16 protein-coding genes and 1 pseudogene are annotated in these 19,783 nt (G+C 40.5%); 16 read left to right on the top strand and 1 reads right to left on the bottom strand.

Translation table 11 applies throughout. The features are described 5' to 3' along the window. Entirely contained in the window at window positions 1–126 is a 126-nt protein-coding gene (locus CCC32_RS06150; protein WP_287073072.1) for a hypothetical protein, read from the bottom strand. Between the two features lie 441 nt (window positions 127–567). Here CCC32_RS06150 and tamL point away from each other — a divergent pair, with 441 nt between their 5' ends. The 16 genes and pseudogenes from tamL (at window position 568) to CCC32_RS06070 (ending at window position 19,728) form a co-directional block, all read left to right on the top strand. Next, window positions 568–2,874, top strand: a complete 2,307-nt coding sequence (gene tamL / locus CCC32_RS06145; protein ID WP_287073070.1) for a translocation and assembly module lipoprotein TamL — start codon at window positions 568–570, stop codon at window positions 2,872–2,874. Between the two features lie 1,133 nt (window positions 2,875–4,007). Continuing rightward, entirely contained in the window at window positions 4,008–5,033 is a 1,026-nt protein-coding gene (locus CCC32_RS06140) for an IS110 family RNA-guided transposase (RefSeq protein ID WP_042517114.1), read from the top strand. Between the two features lie 538 nt (window positions 5,034–5,571). Then, complete coding sequence (locus CCC32_RS06135) at window positions 5,572–6,630, top strand: hypothetical protein (protein WP_287073067.1); 1,059 nt, start codon at window positions 5,572–5,574, stop codon at window positions 6,628–6,630. A 90-nt stretch (window positions 6,631–6,720) separates the two neighbouring features. Further along, window positions 6,721–7,881 carry an ATP-binding protein gene (locus CCC32_RS06130; RefSeq protein WP_287073066.1) on the top strand — a complete coding sequence of 387 codons (1,161 nt, stop codon included), beginning with the start codon at window positions 6,721–6,723 and terminating at the stop codon, window positions 7,879–7,881. After that, the gene (locus CCC32_RS06125; RefSeq protein WP_287073064.1) at window positions 7,878–8,549 is read left to right on the top strand and encodes a hypothetical protein; all 672 of its coding nucleotides are present in this window, start codon (window positions 7,878–7,880) and stop codon (window positions 8,547–8,549) included. The genes CCC32_RS06130 and CCC32_RS06125 overlap by 4 nt, the downstream gene beginning before the upstream one ends. An 18-nt stretch (window positions 8,550–8,567) precedes the next feature. Continuing rightward, window positions 8,568–8,789, top strand: coding sequence for a hypothetical protein (locus CCC32_RS06120; protein WP_287073062.1), 222 nt, complete (start codon window positions 8,568–8,570; stop codon window positions 8,787–8,789). Window positions 8,790–8,846: 57 nt separating this feature from the next. Further along, window positions 8,847–9,521, top strand: a pseudogene (locus CCC32_RS06115) (transposase). Window positions 9,522–9,772: 251 nt separating this feature from the next. Continuing rightward, the gene (locus CCC32_RS06110; protein WP_287073061.1) at window positions 9,773–9,964 is read left to right on the top strand and encodes a hypothetical protein; all 192 of its coding nucleotides are present in this window, start codon (window positions 9,773–9,775) and stop codon (window positions 9,962–9,964) included. Between the two features lie 297 nt (window positions 9,965–10,261). Further along, window positions 10,262–11,707: a DUF8370 family protein gene (locus tag CCC32_RS06105; protein ID WP_287073059.1), complete on the top strand. Its 1,446-nt coding sequence runs from the start codon at window positions 10,262–10,264 to the stop codon at window positions 11,705–11,707. 276 nt (window positions 11,708–11,983) lie between these two features. After that, entirely contained in the window at window positions 11,984–12,907 is a 924-nt protein-coding gene (locus tag CCC32_RS06100) for an IS982 family transposase (RefSeq protein WP_287071600.1), read from the top strand. A gap of 139 nt (window positions 12,908–13,046) precedes the next feature. Further along, window positions 13,047–14,486 carry a lipopolysaccharide biosynthesis protein gene (locus CCC32_RS06095; protein WP_287073057.1) on the top strand — a complete coding sequence of 480 codons (1,440 nt, stop codon included), beginning with the start codon at window positions 13,047–13,049 and terminating at the stop codon, window positions 14,484–14,486. 4 nt (window positions 14,487–14,490) lie between these two features. After that, a complete protein-coding gene (locus CCC32_RS06090) occupies window positions 14,491–15,504 on the top strand; it encodes a nitroreductase family protein (protein ID WP_287073054.1) in 1,014 nt (337 codons plus the stop codon). A gap of 58 nt (window positions 15,505–15,562) precedes the next feature. Further along, window positions 15,563–16,795 (top strand): polysaccharide pyruvyl transferase family protein, encoded by a 1,233-nt coding sequence (locus tag CCC32_RS06085; RefSeq protein WP_287073051.1) that lies wholly within the window; start codon window positions 15,563–15,565, stop codon window positions 16,793–16,795. Next, window positions 16,795–17,823, top strand: a complete 1,029-nt coding sequence (locus CCC32_RS06080) for an acyltransferase family protein (RefSeq protein WP_287073049.1) — start codon at window positions 16,795–16,797, stop codon at window positions 17,821–17,823. Before CCC32_RS06085 ends, CCC32_RS06080 begins: the two co-directional genes overlap by 1 nt. Window positions 17,824–17,860: 37 nt before the next feature. After that, complete coding sequence (locus CCC32_RS06075; protein WP_287073047.1) at window positions 17,861–18,784, top strand: glycosyltransferase family A protein; 924 nt, start codon at window positions 17,861–17,863, stop codon at window positions 18,782–18,784. 14 nt (window positions 18,785–18,798) lie between these two features. After that, window positions 18,799–19,728, top strand: coding sequence for an acyltransferase family protein (locus CCC32_RS06070; protein ID WP_287073045.1), 930 nt, complete (start codon window positions 18,799–18,801; stop codon window positions 19,726–19,728). The last annotated feature ends 55 nt before the right edge of the window (window positions 19,729–19,783 follow it).

Below are 19,783 nucleotides of genomic sequence, written 5' to 3'. Positions count from 1 at the left end.
TCAAGTAGGATGACTAGTCTGCTCGTCCACTCGTCCGATTGTCCACTCGTCCACTCGTCCGATTGTCCACTCGTCCACTCGTCCGATTGTCCACTCGTCCACTCGTCCGATCGTCCATTCGTCCACTCGTCTGTTTGACTGCTATAAGAAAGAGTAACCTTCATCTCCCCTTCGGGGGAGAACGAGAGGGGGCTGAAGTTCATTGTCAGAGTAACCAGTTCCTTCCCTTTGGGAAGGTTAGGATGGGTTTGAGAACGAGAGGGGGCAGATGACAGTATTCTGAGTAATTCGTTCCTTCCCTTTGGGAAGGTCAGGATGGGTTCCCCTTTGGGAAGGTTAGGATGGGTTTGAGAACGAGAGGGGGCTAAAGTGATTGACTGAATAAGTCTTTAACTAAGCATAGTAACTGTCCCTCCCCTACGGGGGAGGCTAGGTGGGGGCTGATGTGATTGGCAGAGTAACCAGTTCCTTCCCTTGGGGAAGGTTAGGATGGGTTCCCCTTTTCAGAAAAGCATCGGGTGTCTTACGATAATATTAGAATGCGTTAAATTCGTCAACTAAATAAAAATGAAACACCAAATAATGTCAAATACCCTCGGCACACTGATGGTATGTGCCTTGGCGTTTCTCGCCACGGCGTGTTCCACCACAAGTTCCGTGCCCGAGGGCGACCAGCTGTATGTGGGACTGAAACAGATAGAATATGACGACTGCGAGAAGTCTGACCACTACTATTCCACTCAGGAAGAAGTGGAGGCAGCACTTGCCACGGCACCAAACGGAGCCTTCTTCGGCAGCTCATATCATCGCACCATACCATATAAGCTATGGATATGGAATGCATTCCAGAACTCTGAGGGAAAACTCGGTAAATGGATTGCCAAGACCTTCGGCAACGCTCCGGTGCTCATGAGCTGGGTGAATCCGCAGCTGAGAGCGTCGGTGGCACAGTCGGTATTGCGCAACCATGGCTATCTGGGCGGCACGGTGGGCTTTGAAGTGGAGACGCAGAAGAATCCCAAGAAGGCAAAGATATTATATAAGGTGGCGATGAACCAGCTGTCGCTCATCGACACCGTGGAATATGCCAACTTCCCCGCCGTGGCAGACAGTCTGATACTCGCCACCCGCGACCAGGCGCTGATAGGTCCGGGCAAGCCTTTCAATGTGGCAACCCTCGATGCGGAGCGGAGCAGGCTCTCGGCCCTCTTCCGCAACAACGGATACTACTATTTCCAGCCTGCCTACGCTTCGTATCTCGCCGACACGCTGGCTCATCAGGGCAGGGTGAAGCTCAGACTGCAGCTCGCCGACAACATCCCGGAGAGGGCGCGCCACAAATGGTATATCGGAAACCTGAAGGTGAACATCCAGAAGCAGCTCATGGAGCAGCTCAAGGACTCGTTCAACTACCGCCGCCTCATACTCGCCTACAACGGCAAGCGCCCGCCAATCAGAGCGCGTCTGCTCTTGCGCCACCTCCGTCTGTTCCCACGGCAGCAGTATAGCCAGGACGCATATCTCGAAAGTGCCGAAAGGCTCGGTTCGGCAGGACAATACAGTTCGGTGCAGTTCGCCTTCACCCCTCGCGACACCACCTCACAATGTGACACCCTCGACATGACGGTGAGCTGCGTGCTCAACAAACCGTATGAGTTTTATGTGGAGACTAATTATAGCAACAAGATAAACGGACGCACCGGACCGGAGCTGGTGCTCGGTCTGAAGAAGCTCAATGCCTTCAAGGGCGGAGAGGTGGTAGACCTGCGTCTGCATGGCGCCTACGAATGGCAGACGGGAGGACAGAACGGCAAGGACTACAACTCCTATGAATATGGTGCTGACCTCTCGGTGTCATTCCCACGAATGATATTCCCGTTCCTCAAGCCCTACAGATATCACGTCACGCCGACTACAACGGCGAGGGCATCGGCAAACGTCATCAACAGACCGGGATATTTCAAGATGCATACGGCGTCGGGAAACTGGACCTACCAGTGGCAGCCCACGGAGACGAAGAAATTCGAGGTGACACCGTTGACGCTGAAATACCAGCACCTCACCTATACCACCCACACCTTCGACTCCATAATGAACGCCAACCCCTATCTCCTCGCCACCATGCAGGACATGCTCATACCGAAGATGCAGTTCTCCTACACATACAACAGTCCGAAGAAATACCGCAACCCGATATACTGGAACCTCACGCTCTCGGAGTCGGGCAACGTGCTCTCGCTCGGCTATCTCGCGGCAGGAAAGAAATGGAACGCCAAGGGCAAGGAACTCTTCAAGAACGCCTATGCACAGTTCGTGAAACTGGAGACCGACTTCACCAAGACATGGAGCATCGGACTCAAGTCGCAGCTCGTGGGCCATGTCAATGCTGGCATCGTATATTCGTATGGCAACGCCGCATCCACGCCATACAGCGAGCAGTTCTATGTGGGAGGCGCCAACAGCATACGTGCCTTCCCCGTGAGATCGGTAGGTCCGGGACGCTACTACACCGACCAGGCGCGCCTATCATACCTCGACCAGACCGGCGACATGAAGTTTATCGCCAATCTGGAATACCGTTTCAATCTCTTCGGAGACCTCTATGGCGCCGCCTTCCTCGATGCCGGCAACGTGTGGGGTGTGCGCGACGACGGATACCGCAAGGGGGCACAGTTCAAGATGAAGAACCTGCTCAAGGAGATGGCGGTAGGCACTGGCATCGGAGTGCGCTACGACCTGCAGTTCCTCATCCTGCGCATAGACTGGGGAGTGGGAATCCACATGCCATACGACACTGGCCGCAGCGGCTACTACAACATACGCAAATTCAAAGACGGCCAGTCGCTCCATCTCGCAGTGGGATATCCCTTCTGAGCCTCATATCCATCCTGACCTCAAACCCATCCTAACCTTCCCAAAGGGAACCCATCCTGACCTACCCAAAGGGAAGGAACGAGTTACTCAGAATACTGTCATCAGCCCCCTCTCGTTCTCCCCCGTAGGATAACCCATCCTGACCTTCCCCAAGGGAAGGAACAAGTTTCTCTGCCAATTGTCATCAGCCCCCACCTAACCTCCCCCGTAGGGGAGGGATAGTTACCCTTGGCATTATGATTATAGGCATTATGATTATAGGCATTATGATTATAGGCATTATGATTATAGGCATTATGATTATTGACAGTATGATTATTGTTTGTATCCGTCAGATTGTCAATGGCTTATCAATAGCAATAGTAACTGTCCCTCCCCTACGGGGGAGGCTAGGTGGGGGCTGATATTCAATACATAGTGACTAACCATGAGTTTATCCTGTTTTTTGTCTAAAAAGCATAGACTAAGGAAAAAGAAAGAGCCCCAACACTTGCAAATCCTGCTAAATCCAAAACCAAAATCCAAGAATCATTAACGAAATATAATCAAAAAATGGAACCGTGAAAAAACCAATCCGTGTTTCATTTTTTTTTTGATTTGTGTCCCAGCCGCAGACCATGGACACAACGCCACCACGTAATGACAATATCAGTGACAATAACAATCTGTCATAAACCCGAATCGGTCGTTAGGGCTTGCTTGGATTTTGTTCTTTTAGAAGAGTGGATTTTGTTTGGCTTTTAATGAGTAATAGCGAGCTATTGCGAATTAAAAACAGACAAAAGACGCCTTATAAAAAACAAAAGACTGCAAGCAGTAATTAAAAAATACAATAAACGGCCTAATGACCTCTAAGTTTGCAGAAGATTGCGACGAAGTCGCATAAACTCCAAAATAATCAAGGTAAAACTATGATTGCTAAAGACAGTTTCGTACCTTTGTTGTAAAAAGGTAGAATCGGTCTGTCGAAGAGGTAAACCAGCTAATGACCCAGCCGTAAAGCTATAAATCGTTTAGGTCCTCATCGACATAGTTGCAAAGACCAGATAGAAAGTTATCGGCTCTGAGCCTTGTTAGAGTGTTAGTCCATACAACTATTGACCAATTCTACACAATATAACTCGTACAAAGTTATGAAGAATTTATTTATCGGAGTTGATTTTTCGAAAGAAAAAGTTGATGTGGCTATCCTTTTTGCAGACGGACTGGCAGAAACCGCTGCTAGAGTGTTCAACGAGTTCAAGACAACCGTGTCTGGCTATAGGCAGTTGGTCAAGTGGGTTGAGCAGAATTCCTGCGGTATCGACTCGTCCTTGTGGCTCTTCTGTGGCGAGAACACGGGCGACTACAGCAAGGGACTGTGCAACTTCCTCTACGGTAAAGGCTACGACATGTGGCTTGAGAACGCAAAGAGCATCAAAGACGCATCTGGTCTTAGACGATTGAAGTCTGACCGTGCTGACGCCTCGATGATTGCAGAATACGCCATGAGGAATTACGATAAAGCCGTTATGTACGAGCCTCTTAGCGAGTCGCTTACACAACTGCGTGAGCTGTTCCTATACCGTCAGATGATCGTAAGACACAGATGCAGTTTCCAGGTGCGTAGAGGCGAAAAGCGACTCACTATGGAGAAGTCGCCAGTCAAGACAATGATTTCGCAGAGCGGACGGCACATCGTCTCTGAACTCAATAAGGAGATAGAGAAGATAGATAAGCGCATTGCCGATCTCATCAAGTCGGACGAGGAACTCACCGAGGTGTTCACCATCGTGACCTCGGTGCCTGGCATAGGAACGCAGAACGCTGTGTGCCTGATGGTGTACACCGACAACTTCCGGCGTTTCAACTACGACTCACGCAAGATTGCCTGCTATTACGGCCTAGCTCCATTTGGCAAAGATTCGGGAACCAGTGTGCATTCCGATCCGCATGTACATTATATGGCTAACCGCCAGATAAAGGCCATGCTGACGCAAGCGGCACTAGCTGCCGTCAACTTCAATCCCATTATGGCGAGGTACTACATGCGCCTCGTAGAACGAGGAAAGAAGAAGCAGGTTGCACTGAACAATGTCAAGAACAAACTTGTACATTTGGTCACAGCCATGGTCAGAAATCGCCAAACATTCACCCCTGAATATAAAATCTCAGCATAAATTGAAAATAATGGTCAAAACATTTGGATATTAACATAGAAAGCGATTTGGGATAAAAACACACCCCATCTAATGCCCGGATACACTTTTGGGCACAGACAGGAAATGAAATCTGCCCACTTGGGGCAACGTGCTTGCCCATGTTGGGTAACGTGCTTGCCCCATGTGGGCAACGTGCTTGCCCCAAAAACGACCAAAAGTATCATGAAATGACTCGCTCGAAAAGAAGATTCAAATCCTGCCATCAGAACACTCTCACTCTGGCTGATTACCGTTTGGATATTGTCGGCCATTCTTAGATTTGTAAGCAGAAAAAAATATAATCTTACACTTAATCCAACTAAATTTTGTATTTTTGCAACAAATTGTATATCTTACCATAGAAGAGAAGACGAATTTTATTAATATACACAAAATGAGAATGCTTTTTCTCATGGCTTTAACACCATTAAGATGATGCATGACGATGGCAAACTAAATAGGCTTCCGCAACCATCATGCATGGTTGCAGCTAATGACATAAAGTAGAAAGGAATTTATGAAACCGGACGGTACGAGTTCTTTTTCTGCAGCCGACGAGAACTCCGTTTCTCCAGAGGGCACACAAGTTACTGAGCAAGACGTAAAGGCTCGCTCAGAGGTAAAGAAGTGTCGTCGCCCAAGCGAAACCACATGGTCATATCTCTTTTTGCATCACAGAAAGGTGAAGGCAATGGAAGAACAGTTCGCCAAAGACGGCATGACATATTTCGTGCATAAGACCGTGAGATATTTCAAGCGCACAGCCAGGGCGAAGGTGCAGCGCAAGGAATTGCCCACCGTCAGCGGTCTCGTCTTCTTCCAGGGTCTTCCCAGAGATATACAAGCCTATCTTGACAGGAATTTCCCTAACGTTCATTTGTGCAAGAACTGCAGCACAGGCAGAGTGGCGGTGATATCAGACTCCCAGATGCGTCCCTTTATGCGCATCAACCAGACTGAGCCGGAGCGTATCCGTTTCCTGCTCAAACCATTCCATTATTATGCCCGCAACCGCATCCTGCTCCGCATCACCGGTGGAGAGCTGGCAGGACTCGAGGGCTACATCATCCGTATCGACCGTGACCGTCGCCTCGTTATGGATGTGGGAGGAATGAGTGTCGCCATCAGCGGCATCCATGCCGAGCACTTTGAGGAAGTAGGGCAAGACAATACATCCCCTGCCGATGAGAACATCTTCTATCAGCGCAATCTGCACGAGCGGCAAGTGCTGATAGACCGCTATTTCCACCCCGTGAAAACCGACAAGGACGTGGCGGAGCAGGCAGAAAACATCGACTATTTGAGAAAATACGTGTTGGAAGAGCTGTCACGCAATCGCCTCACCCTCAATGCCGCATGGAGCATCTGCTCCTTCATCATCGAGGAGATAAATTACTACTATGCGCCATTCATCGAACAGTTCAAGGAAAACCTCGACCCTATCATGAGTGAAGGGGGCAAAGTGATCCAGCTGATGGATTCGATACTCAGCAATCCGGCATTGGATAATGACGCCAAGGACAGATTCCAGAGTGAACTCGAAAAAATGATGTTGGATTACGAATATCTGTTCTGATTACTGTGAGACATATAAACAAGAATTTTTAATCAAAATAATTATGTAGAATTGCATAAACTAATGCAATACTCTTATAACAACATATAAATGAAAGAATATATAACTATACATAATATTGGCCCGCTCAAGAAGATTGACAGATTGGAGATAGCTCCGTTTACGGTGCTTATCGGTGAGTCTGCTATCGGAAAGAGTACGCTTATGAAGGTGCTCATATTGATGAGATATCTTTATAAGAGAGCGAATATACGTTCTTTTCTCAGACACTCTGAAATTACGAAGTCGCCCTTCAGAATTCGTTTTGAATCGTTGGTGAAAGCAACCAACCTTGTGTCTATGTTCAAGGACGACTCGTACATACGATACGAGGTGACTACAGATTCAGGCAATGTCTACACTATAGAACATGGCAAGACAATAAGAAAGATAGTGCTGCCTGAGATTAACAAGGAAGACCTCTCGTTCTGGAAAGAATCATTTGTTTCGGAAAACAGAAATGTCATACCGGCTTGGTCGGCGAATGCCTTGACCAACAAGAATGCCTCGTTGGGCTTCTACTTCCATGAGACGATGAATGATTTCGCTCAAGCCGTTAGGGAAGACAAACAGTATGACCTGTCTTATTTGGGACTGAAGCTGACGGTGAAGCATCCTAAGGGGCGTCCTGCAAAGCTGATGGTGTCGCCATCTGACGACGCTTATACTCCGATTGAACTAACTGAAGCCTCTTCAGGCATACAGACATCCACTCCGCTTTCCGTGATAGTACAGCATTTTGCGAAAGATTATTCTTTTAAGAACGCTTTCCGTCGCTCTGTACTCGACTATCTGTATGACAATGAATTGCTTACAAAGTTCTCGCCGGTCATCGAACTTGCCGACTTGCCAAAGTATGTACACATTCATTTGGAAGAACCCGAACAGAGTCTGTTTCCCGATGCGCAGTGCCGCCTGATCGACGATTTGGTGAAGAACTCATCCATAGCCGCTTCTAACGACAGACACATGAGTATCATCATGGCTACACATAGCCCATACATACTGAACTATCTGAACGTGTTGTTGCACCAGCACGCAGAGGGCCGTGCCCATGTCGACGCAGGCGATATGGCAGTCTATAGAATATACGATGGAAGCGCACAGAACCTTATGAGCGAAGACGAAAAAGGCAATACGATTGTTGACACGTATGATCTGACCGAAATGATGTCTGTCATATATCATGAGTTTAACGAGTTGAGCAAATGATAGAAGAATTGCTGAAAATTCTTTATCCCGCGCATCATGGTCTTGCTTCGGATAATGTTCGTGTCGATTACAAATTAAAATCCGGTATTGTAGAATTGTCTGATGCAAAGGCTTGTGATGAGTGCTTGCAACGTAGACCTGAGCGTAACGGATGCAATAAAATCAATTTGATAATAAATACTTCTGCAACACAGATTGGTGTTGTAGATTTTGAAGCTTATATAAAACAGTTCGACAACACCGTAGCGGAAGCGAAAGATAGATGCGATTATATCTTTGTTGACGGCGCCGCCGGTCATAGAAAGATAGCATTCTGCGACTTGACTTGCTCAAAGGAAAAGTATGTCGAACCCAATGATGGTCTGTATAAATTAGGTAAAAGGGCTAAGGCTATGAGCCAGATGGAAAAATCAATGGAATGTCTAATGCAAGATCCGTTACTGAAAGTTTTTATTGTGACATTCCCGGAAAAAGTGTGTCTGTTTGGCTGGAGAGACTATGACGTTCCCGAAAATTCGACTCCGAAGCGTGGAAATGCACTACGAAATATGCAGGCATTTATAAAGACTCCGTCTTCAAAAAGCAAAACATTAAGTACACAAGTGAAGGTATTGGACCATGGCTTTAACTTCGTACAAGTGAAGTATCCTACTGTTTATCAGTGGTAATGGTGTTCTCAATGCAAGTTGACGGAATATTTAATTCATGATGAAATCCTTATTTCTGAGCTTGATAAAATAAAGGAAATAACAGTGAAATGCATGGAACAGTATATTTCGCAGCAGAAAATATCAGAAGCGGATAAGGAGAAAATGAAACAAAATCATAAGCAGTGGCTGAGAAGGCTTTTCAGGGCATTAAGCAACGATTTTGTGAGTGTGGAAAATATTCTAAAAAGATACGCTTGAAAATACTTCATTACATATAATATGACCCGTTGGCGGAATTAATTTAAGTTGATAAATATGAGTAAAAGGTTGTATATATCGCTGATTTTTAGTAACTTAGTGGTGATCAAAACATTAAGTTCAAACCATCGTATGTACAACCTTTATACAAAATTCGTCAAAATACTTGAGATATGCAAGCAATTCTCTGAAAATCTCGTCAATGAATCGGGTAATGTTCCACGTCGTGGTCCTGTTCCCAAGTTTTCGGATTTGGAAGTGGTGGCGCTATCCTTGACGGCAGAGACCGAGAGCATTGATAGTGAGAAGTAGTTGTTCGACTATAAATTGCAAGAATACAAGGACAACATTCCCAATCTCATATCAAGGAGACAGTTCAATGACCGCAGGAAGAAAACGGCAGACTGTAGCATCTATGGTGACAAAGGGTATATTGGAGCTGACGTACAGCTTGACTTGTTCGAAACCGCACACATAAGACTGGAGTGTCCGTATCGGCTCAACCAAAAGGATTGGAAACCAACATTCATTCCGTTTGCAAAGGCAAGAAAGAGGATTGAGACAATATTCTCACAACTTACAGACCAGTTCCTGGTCATCAGGAACTATGCGAAAATAACGAATGGTTTGTTTGCCAGAATCATTGGCAAAATTAGTGCACTTACCATTCTGCAATACGTAAACTTCATTAACGACAAGCCCATTGGCAGAATTAAGTATGCACTAAATTAATTCCGCCAACAGGTATCATTAGTGTCCCGTTAAACTCGGGATCAGTTAAATATTATTCAAATAGCTATTAAAAAAGGATGATAATAGTTCTTTGATATTGTGACGTAGACTTTGAACGTAGCAGCCAATTAAATGATGCTGCTAAGTAACAAATTCAAATTGCCGCACATTTGGAATCTCTTGCAAAAGACTATATTTCAATTAATTCAAAGAGCGATTAGTCCCCTTTAACGGGACAGTAGTGAAACTATATGACTGATAAAGAATTAATGTACGAATTATATAAAGCATTCGACAAGGAAGTGGTAAAACTTCTTCTAAAGACTGCTATACGGCAGAGGTATCCTGAGCCGGCGGCAAGCAGGCTCTGCCTGCAGGTTGATGACGCCGCAATACTTGCTGATCTTTTTGAATATATGGCGAAAGAAATGAGGAAACAATAATTTGGAATAATATCAGTATTCTGTTAAATCGGGATCAGTTAAATATTATTCAAATAGCTATTTAAAAAGGATGACAATAGTCCTTTGATATTAGTGATGTTGACTTTGAATATAGCTGTTATTCGAATTGACGGAATAGTTACAAATTCAAATCGTCGCACATTTGAAATCTCTTACAAAAGACTGTATTTCAATAAATTCAAAGAATTAGTCTATTTTAATGGTTCGCAATTTTTTTGATATCTGAAAATAAACGAGAATAAAACAGTGGATTAGAAAATATAAATCTTAGCAATTATGGCAATTCATTACAGTCAATATTATAATTTACAGCATAAGGACTTTGTCTCTAAAGGTGTTTATAATGGTTTTTTAGACAAAGATTCACTGCTGCATATAGATCCGTTACTTTTAAAAGGTTGTTCTATACCTGAATTTAAAGAGTCGTATAATACGTTTTTGTGCCATTTTCAAAAACTTGTACATCTTGTCAAATATGTTAAGGACACAAATGAGACGGACCCTTTCTTTAAAATGATTGTGAAAAGATTTACCATGAGTGAGATCTCAAATACTGGGTTAGGATTCTCAAAGGAAAATTCTCATGGAAAAGGTATAAGTGGTGACTTGGCTAAGCAATTAGCTAATAGTGCTTATACTATCATAAAAGCCGGATTAGAAGATCCTGAAATATTTGCTTTGATGCAATTGATAGAGGATAATGTTGGGGCAGATAGAATAAGTGATATGACTCTATATATTTTGCAAAAAGACTTTCTTGCATATACTCAAAGAATTGCAAAGGAACTTAATATTAAAACGGAAAAATATAATTATACTTATGATATAGTATATGAGGTGCCGTTTTATAGGGGCAAACCAATTCATTTCATTCCAATGAATTTGTTGACAGATTTGCCAAAAGCGAACGATTTTGATGATATAGACAAGGTCTGTAATTATAATAATCAGTTAAAGAAAAAAGTAGCAGATATTATAGGAGTTGCTTGGGCGCAATGTAAAGAGTATAAGAAACGGGATTGGAGAGAACTTATTCTTGGGAATAAAGCATGTTATGAGACTGTAGTATCTTATTACAAAGGCTTGAAGGGTGTTCCTTATGATTTTACTTCTGATGGTAAAAAAGAATATTACGATATCTTGTTGAATGAACTCTTATTGCAGAACCCACTTATTCTTCCGTCTCTTTCTGGATATAATCCTCAGACAGAGGTTTATGAGATAACCAAGTCAATATGTTTGCAATTCAAACATCTCGTGGAAGATAACAGACTCTCTGAGTTATTCTATAAAAATAATCGTAAACCTGATGAAACAGATTGGCAAATGTTGCTTTATACGGTTGCTGATACCTATAAGAAGGCTGCATCTTTGGATATATCAATAACAAGAGAAGATAATCCAGGCGTGGGTGAAATCGATTTTCATATAACTTGTGGTGCGAAAGCTAATACTGTCATTGAGATTAAACGCTCAAGCAATGCAAACTTACTTCATGGTTATAGAACTCAATTAGCTGCATACATGCGAGCCGAAAAAGCCGATAATGGACTCTTTTTAGTTATTATGGAAGATAGTTCTATTGAACAGATTAAAACAAAAATTGGAGAAGTGCAAGAAGATATGAAGAAAAAAGGAGAATACATTCCAGAAGTAATATACATTAATGGTAAGAAACAATATTCTGCGAGTAACAGAAATTATCAACCTTCTAGATTGTAACTTTATAGAAATACATAATTCAGACACCCCAAAACTTCAGATACAAATAAGCGAATAGCTTCAAATACAAATGTAAAGAATAATCTCAACGATATAAAAATAGCGTTGGGCAGTAACGAGTCTGGTCTGTCAATGGCAATTTAGGTGTTGTTGATTTTCTCTTATTAACCTGAGTTCGGGATAAGAAAGTCTTTATAAAAGTTGGTAATCTCAATAATTTTTAGTACCTTTATGGTTGTAAATCAATTAGTTATAAAGTAAAAGGATACTATAGTTATGGAGATTACCAAGGACAAAATTACTGAAATTTTCTGTATTATCGATGATTTTTGCCAAGAATATGATAAAGAGATTGCCCGCATGTCCATTTGTGAGCCTGACGGGCGTAAGCACCGCAATCGGAAATGTACTATGAGCCGGTCGGAAATCATGACAATACTCATCTGCTTTCATTTCAATACTTTCCGCAACTTCAAGCATTATTACCTCTTTTATGTCAAGGTGCACCTGCACGACTTGTTCCCAAAGCAGCTCTCATATAACCGCTTTGTTGAACTCGAGTCCAGAGTCGCGGTTGAGATGATGCTGTTCCTCCAACTGTTTTGCTTTGGTAGATGCACGGGTATAAGTTTCATTGACAGTACATGCATTCCTGTATGCCACAACAAGCGTATAACAAGGAATAAGGTGTTCCGTGGTTATGCAGAAAGAGGCAAAAGCACCATGGGATGGTATTTCGGTTTCAAGTTACACCTGATATGCAATGAGAGAGGTGAACTGCTTAACTTTATGCTTACGAAAGCGAATGTTGACGATAGAAATACAGATGTTTTTAACAGATTGAGTGATAATGTGTTCGGAAAATTATTCGCAGACAAAGGATATATTTCGCATGGCTTGTTTGAGAGATTGTTTAACGACGGTATAGAAATTGTCACTGGCTTGAAATGCAATATGAAAAACAAGCTTATGCCATTGTATGACAAGATTCTGTTGCGTAAAAGATCTGTCATAGAAACCATCAATGACGAACTTAAGAATGTTGCACAACTTGTACATTCAAGACATCGTAGCGTGTTCAATTTCGTAATGAATGTCCTTTCTGTTTTGGCTGCGTATAGCTTCTTTGAAAAGAAGCCATCCATCAACATTGACTATTGCATAGAGAATGTTGACGGACAGCTTGCTGTTATAAAGTAAACTTCATTTGGACTTTACAATCCTTGCATTTTGCCATCCATATTGTTTGGAGGGCAAATGTAATATGCACCTATCGGAAATCTGGCATAGCAAGAAAAACGACTGTCGCTTATCCCGAACTCAGGTTATTATTTAATTTATGAGTCAAGATAATTTAAAACAAAAAACAAAGAAGGGGTTATATTGGAGCGCTGCAGGAAATTTTGCGAATCAAGGAATGCGATTTGTCTTTGGATTGATTTTAGCAAGATTGCTTTCTCCTGACGCATATGGCGTAATAGGTATGCTTGGCGTTTTCATGTGTGTTGTTTCAGTCTTCATCGATTGTGGCTTTTCACAGGCGCTAATTGCTAAACAAGACAGAACGCAAACAGATTTTTCGACAGAGTTTTTCTTCAATATTGGAGTAGGTATAGTTGGATATGCGATGCTTTTTGTCGCAGCACCCTTCATAGCGGACTTCTATAATATGGAGATTCTTTCACCTGTTCTAAGAGTGATTGGACTCGGTGTCGTTATCAATTCTTTATGTGTCGTTCAAAGTGCTCAGTTTAGTATACGGCTTGATTTCAAGACGCCAGCAAAATTAGGTGTTGCCACAAATCTGTTTTCAGGAGTCATCGGTATAGCTTTAGCGTATTGCGGATGGGGTGTATGGGCTTTGGTGTTTCAGCAAATAGCGGGTGGTCTACTCTACGCCATTTTGATCTGGATAATGGCTGGATGGCGTCCGACCTTAGAATTCTCAAAGGACTCCTTTCACTATTTATGGAATTATGGATCAAAAGTGTTGGCTTCGTCTTTAATACAGCAGGTTTACGATAACTTATATCCATTAGTAATTGGTAAATTCTTTAGTGCAAGACAACTAGGAATATATTCTAGAGCACAAGGCTTCGCTTCTTTGCCGTCTACTGAGTTGAGTAGCGTTTTGGGAAGTGTTACATTTCCTGTATTAAGTAAAATAAACAATGATAGAGAGAGGTTAATTGAAATCTATCGAAAAATGATGAGAACAACAGCATTTATCGTTTTCCCAATGATGCTAGGTCTCTGTGCTACAGCCTCCCCTCTCATTAAAATACTTCTTAATGAGCAATGGTATGAATGTATTTTTTTGTGTCAACTTTTGTGTTGCGCATTAATATGGCAACCATTAAGTTTCATACATATTAGTGTATTGAAAGTTGTGGGCAGAACAGATGTTGTATTAAAGTTAGAGATGCTTAAACGTTCAATGGGGCTATTATCAATATTTGGTGCCATTCCATTTGGCGTTGTTGGTATGTGTATTGGATTTAATATATTCTATATATATTGTTTTTCTTTGAATACTTATTTTACAAGCAAAGTTTTAAATGTACCAATAAGGAAACAAATTTTTGATATATTGCCCATATTAACAAATGCATTATTTATGGGAATTGTAGTATACACTTTAACTTTATTACAAATAAACCAATATATAAAGTTTGTTTTATGTGTCAGTGTTGGAGTTCTTATGTATTATACAACATCACAATTATGGTTTAAGGCGATATTGCAAGATGCCATATCAATGATAAAAAGAAAAGGGTAATATTATGTTTGGAAGAATTAAGCAAAAAGTAAAGTCGATTTTATTAAGAATCTTATGTCCTCATTCAGAAATATGGATGGAGGATAGATTTATCAAAGAATCAAAGCATTTCTATATGTTAACGAGCAAGTATAATGCCTCTCATCATACGGATGACGACATTGAAAAAATGCAATATACGTTGCTACGTGAAAACCATGTTATAGAAAAAGGAATGTCTATGAGAAATCCGAGAAAAGGATTTGGTCAACAGAAAGTACTAATATTATTAGATAGATTACAAAAGTACTTTATCCAATATGGTGACAAGGATAAGGATTTTTTAGAATATCCATTGTCGACTATTAAACAATACATAGAGTACACAGAGTCAAACGGAGTTGAGATAGATAAAATTAAAAAACGGTTTGAAGCATTAGCTAAAGAATGTCAGCCATTAACGATTCAATCACATGCTGGTGTGATGAATGTGAATAAGACCGATATCTTAAAGATGTGTAACAAAGATTTTGAGTCGCTTTTGTATAGTCGTCATTCTATACGATATTTTTCTTCAGCATCAATAGATAGAAATACCATTATAAGATTACTAAAACTAGCACAAAGAACCCCATCAGCTTGTAACCGACAGGGTTGGAAAACTCATGTGTTTACTGGCGAACTAAGTGTTGAACTAATGAAATGGCAAGGTGGATGTCGTGGATTTGAGGAAGAACTAAAACATTCAATACTTGTAACGGCAAATTTGAAGGCTTTTTTGTATTATGAAGTTCATCAGGCTTATGTTGATGGTGGTCTTTATGCGATGAATCTTATAAATGCTATACATTCACTGGGGTTAGGATGTATCCCGCTTTCGTGTGGCTTTGAATTTGAAAAACTTAAAGAATTAGAAAAATTTGGCATTCCTGAAAATGAGGTTCCAATTGTTTTAGTAGCTTTTGGAGAACTTTTAGATAATTTCAGAATTGCAGTTTCAAGTCGTAAGGACATTTCAAAAACCAACACTTTTCACTAATGAACAAATCAATACTATTGAAGTTTCGGTGTATAGTGTCAAAATATAAATCTTATTAATGAACATACTAATAGTAAACCAACCTGGTTTTAACCGTGGTGATGAGTCTGCTCATAAAGGACTTATACGTACTTTATTGCAACGCATACCGGACGTCGACATTAGGGTGATGTCAAGTTCATATCTTCAGGAGAGTGTAAGACAATTTGCAGTGCATGATAAGCGAGTTGATTACATTGTTGATCCTGTAGGTTTTTATCATTTAAATGATTATCTATGGCACGGGATAGATATCGCACGATATGGTTTGTTGAAACTACGACCATCTATCAGCAAATACAAGGCTGATTATGAGTGGGCTGATCTGGTGCTTTGTGCTCCTGGCGGAATTTGTATGGGTGGTTTCCAAGATTGGAACCACCTGATGCACTTGAAGATGGCACAAGCTTTCAAGAAACCATTGGCATATTATGGACGTTCTTTCGGTCCTTTCCCAACGGAAACAGAATCAAATCGTAAGTTCAAGGAAGTTAGTATGGAGATGCTTAACTATTTCAGCTTTCTTTCAATACGTGATCATAAAACAGAAGTCCTTGCCGACGAATTAGGAATATCGTATATATCATCAATTGATTCAGCCTTTTTGGATTCTCCAAAAGTGGAAATACCATACGAATTAAAATATGTTATAGGTAACAAACCTTATATGGTTTTCGTTCCTAACTATTTGCTATGGCATTATGCATATAAAGGAAGAATAAGTCACGAGACTGTCATCAAATTCTATTGTAAAGTAATGGATGAGATATGGGCAGCCAATCCAGAATTAAATATTTTGATGTTGCCTCAGTTGTTCTGTGGAAGGGAATATGCTTTGAATGATGTGGAACTATTCCGTGACTTGGCAAAAGCTAAAAATGACAGCCGCATCATCGTTACTGCAGACTGTTATAGCAGCGATATCCAGCAGACACTTATCAGTCAAGCAAAATATGTGATAGGAGCTCGTTATCATTCTATTGTCTTTGCTCTCAATCAAGCCGTTCCTTGTATTGCTTTGAGTTATGAGCATAAGATGGCAGGTCTGCTTGAAACATTGGGTAAAACAGAATGGTGCATAGAGTTTAGTAAAACTCTGGATTCTGAAGATAACCAAGAGAAGTGTTTAGAGCAAATTAGAAAGTTGATTCCTTCATTGAAGCCTGATACTGATGCTCAGAAGAAAGCAAAACTTATTGCACAAAAAGGTATGGATAAATTTGTTGAGTTCGTTCAAAAAACTCATATATAATGAAAGCTTATAACACTTCTGTCAATTATCTAAAAGCATTAGGTATCTCCCTGATGGTGTTAGGTCATACAAGGGTAAATCCACAGGTTGTTGCTTTTATTTATATGTTCCACATGCCTATCTTCTTTATCGCTTCAGGATATTGCTTTAAAGAAAAATACCTTTCTGCCCCTCAAAAATACATATATAATAAGGTAAAGGGTATCTATTGGCCGTATGTGAAATGGAGTTTGCTATTTCTGTTACTGCACAATATATGCTTCCACCTTCATTTTTATAGCAATCAATATGGTTGGAAGGAACATGTGTCTCATCTATATGCATTCTCGGAGTTTTTAAGCCGTGCTACATCTATAATATTCAAGATGCAGGGACATGAGCAACTTCTCGGTGGCTACTGGTTTATGAATGCTTTGTTTTTCGGATCTCTCATTATATGGCCTGTGATTCGATATGTGAAGCAACCGCTGTGTGGGGGGGCAATTCTTATAGTAATATGTACTATTCTAAATAAAACATGCTGGCAGATTCCATTCATTAATATCTCATCGCAAGCTTTTGCTGCAGCCTTATTGATATATATTGGCTATAGTCTTGCGAAGTATAGGGTAAAAACTTTCAACTATTGGCAAATAGTTTTATCGCTATCAATAACATTAATAGGCTCCTTTGTTTGGAATATAGCTATGGGGCAGAATTCATACAGTAACAAGCGGTTTATTCCATATATAATAACTGCAGTACTTGCTTCATGGAGCTTCTATTCTTTATTTGATAAAATGAAATCTTCGCAAGGTATATGTGCTAAAATCTTGGATTTCATAGGAAAGAATACCCTTACGATTCTTACATGGCATTTCCTTGCTTTCAAACTGGTTTCATTATTGATTATAGGTATCTATGGCTTGCCAATAGAGCGGCTTGCAGAATTTCCTGTTATCACAGAATACTCGAAACAGGGATGGTGGATAGCTTACTTTATTGTAGCAATGGTAGTAACATGCGGAATAGCTTATTTCAATAAATAGATAAAAAATAATTGGTTAAAACTATAATTCGAAAATAATGACAAAATATACATTTCTTCTCCCTGCCTACAAGCCAAATTTCTTGGCTGAGGCCTTGGAGAGTATAAAAGAACAGACATATACAGATTTCAAGGTTATTGTAAGTGACGACTGCTCACCGCATGATCTGAAATCTATATTCGAAAAGACTTGCAGTGACGATCCACGCTTCGTCTTTCGCCGTAACGAGAAGAATATGGGTGGCAAGAGTCTTGTCTCTCATTGGAATCTCTTGGTTGATATGTGCGATACGGAGTATTTCATCATGGCAAGCGACGATGATGTTTACGAACCAGAATTTATGAAAGAAATAGATAGTCTCGTATGTAGGTATCCTAGTGCAAATCTTTTTCGAGCTAAAGTTCGTGAAATAGATGAACATGGTATAGAAATAAGGCAAGAATTACCAACACAAGAGTATTTAGATCCTTTGCATTTTATAGAAAGAATGTATAAGACAGGGTTCATTTCTTGTGAAGCAAATTATGTATACAATACAAAAGTACTAAAGAACAATAATGGGTATGTGGATTTCCCTAAAGCCTGGTTCTCAGATGATGCTACACATATCATGATGGCTATGGGTGGTTGTTGTACTACTCAAAAAGTTGCATTTTGTTATCGTACTTCAGAGTTGAGTATTTCTGGTAACCGCCGTGGCAAAAGCGAATGCATAGCTAAACTAAAGGCTTCTTATGATTTTTATGAATGGATGAACAAGTTTATCTATCAATTTGATACTAATAATGAATTGGTTCGTAAAATTAAAGAAGAATATAAAGCTAAGGTTGTGCGTAATGTAAAAGACTTCATATACGGTTGTCCCTTCCACTATTTTATAAGGTATCTAATCGTGTGTCCCAGTTCATTAGAATTAAATCGTGTTCGAATGTTTTTTCATTGGTTTAGATGGAGATTATAATAAAAAAAATAAAAATGAAGGAAAGACAAAGTAATATTGAATTGCTTCGATGTTTTGCAATGTTATGTATCATTGTGTATCATCTACTGATTTTTGTAGTAAGTCCGTTGCATCAAGGAGAGTCATTATATCAGGCATTACAAATACCACTTCATATAGGCGTACCTCTTTTTGTCCTTATTAGCGGCTATTTTGGCATTCGATTCTCATTACGAGGTCTGATGCGCTTATGCTCTAAAGGTTATGTATACCTTGTTCCATTTTTAGCAGTTCCTGCCATAATTAATGGACAAGGATTGAAAGAAGTATTAAAGAATGTGTTTATTTTTGGCTTTGATGCTTTATGGTATTTAAATACATATTTATACCTCTTTCTTTTCTCACCAATCATTAATCGGTATCTTGCAAATATAACTCGAAACCAACGACTCTACCTGTTGTTTATACTTGCATTTATGAGTATTTATATAGGTAATGTCACAGAAGGAGATATTTATCTTGTCGAGGGAAAGAATCTGACTAATTTTATTTTGTTGTATGTCATAGGAAATACGATACGCCATGAACAGGCAAGAATAGAAAGCTTTTCCAAAAGTAAAATGTTAGGAGGATATCTTTTCTTCAATGTTTTGTTAGTACTTGGTTTTATGCTTGTTCCTTTTCTTGCTGGAAAGATATGGAAATACTCTTTTGCTTATGATAGCCCAGTAATTATGATTAATAGTATTTGGGTGTTTGCCTTGTTTTCCAGACTAAAGTTCAACTCTCATTTTGTAAATTGGATGGGTGGAAGTATTTTTGCATGTTACTTATTACAGTGTCCAGGTATAATTTGGCATAACTGCTTTGAATATCCTATACATATTGTAAATGGATTTGTTCAATCTCCGATATTGTTGATTCTTGTTCTCATCCTCAAATCCGCAACCGCCCTCATAAGATGACACAGAGGTCAAAAAGGTAGCGACACTGTGGCAAAAGAGGGTGCAACGCAGCAAA

The organism is Prevotella sp. LMAG:51, from assembly GCF_008680225.1.
GTDB lineage: Bacteria > Bacteroidota > Bacteroidia > Bacteroidales > Bacteroidaceae > Prevotella > Prevotella pectinovora.
This window is presented reverse-complemented; position numbering and strand designations above follow the sequence as displayed.

Bases quoted from the DNA above. Each gene is read 5' to 3' on its own strand.
- tamL (WP_287073070.1), top strand. From the start codon at position 568: ATGAAACACCAAATAATGTCAAATACCCTCGGCACACTGATGGTATGT.
- CCC32_RS06140 (WP_042517114.1), top strand. From the start codon at position 4,008: ATGAAGAATTTATTTATCGGAGTTGATTTTTCGAAAGAAAAAGTTGAT.
- CCC32_RS06135 (WP_287073067.1), top strand. From the start codon at position 5,572: ATGAAACCGGACGGTACGAGTTCTTTTTCTGCAGCCGACGAGAACTCC.
- CCC32_RS06130 (WP_287073066.1), top strand. From the start codon at position 6,721: ATGAAAGAATATATAACTATACATAATATTGGCCCGCTCAAGAAGATT.
- CCC32_RS06125 (WP_287073064.1), top strand. From the start codon at position 7,878: ATGATAGAAGAATTGCTGAAAATTCTTTATCCCGCGCATCATGGTCTT.
- CCC32_RS06110 (WP_287073061.1), top strand. From the start codon at position 9,773: ATGACTGATAAAGAATTAATGTACGAATTATATAAAGCATTCGACAAG.
- CCC32_RS06105 (WP_287073059.1), top strand. From the start codon at position 10,262: ATGGCAATTCATTACAGTCAATATTATAATTTACAGCATAAGGACTTT.
- CCC32_RS06100 (WP_287071600.1), top strand. From the start codon at position 11,984: ATGGAGATTACCAAGGACAAAATTACTGAAATTTTCTGTATTATCGAT.
- CCC32_RS06095 (WP_287073057.1), top strand. From the start codon at position 13,047: ATGAGTCAAGATAATTTAAAACAAAAAACAAAGAAGGGGTTATATTGG.
- CCC32_RS06090 (WP_287073054.1), top strand. From the start codon at position 14,491: ATGTTTGGAAGAATTAAGCAAAAAGTAAAGTCGATTTTATTAAGAATC.
- CCC32_RS06085 (WP_287073051.1), top strand. From the start codon at position 15,563: ATGAACATACTAATAGTAAACCAACCTGGTTTTAACCGTGGTGATGAG.
- CCC32_RS06080 (WP_287073049.1), top strand. From the start codon at position 16,795: ATGAAAGCTTATAACACTTCTGTCAATTATCTAAAAGCATTAGGTATC.
- CCC32_RS06075 (WP_287073047.1), top strand. From the start codon at position 17,861: ATGACAAAATATACATTTCTTCTCCCTGCCTACAAGCCAAATTTCTTG.
- CCC32_RS06070 (WP_287073045.1), top strand. From the start codon at position 18,799: ATGAAGGAAAGACAAAGTAATATTGAATTGCTTCGATGTTTTGCAATG.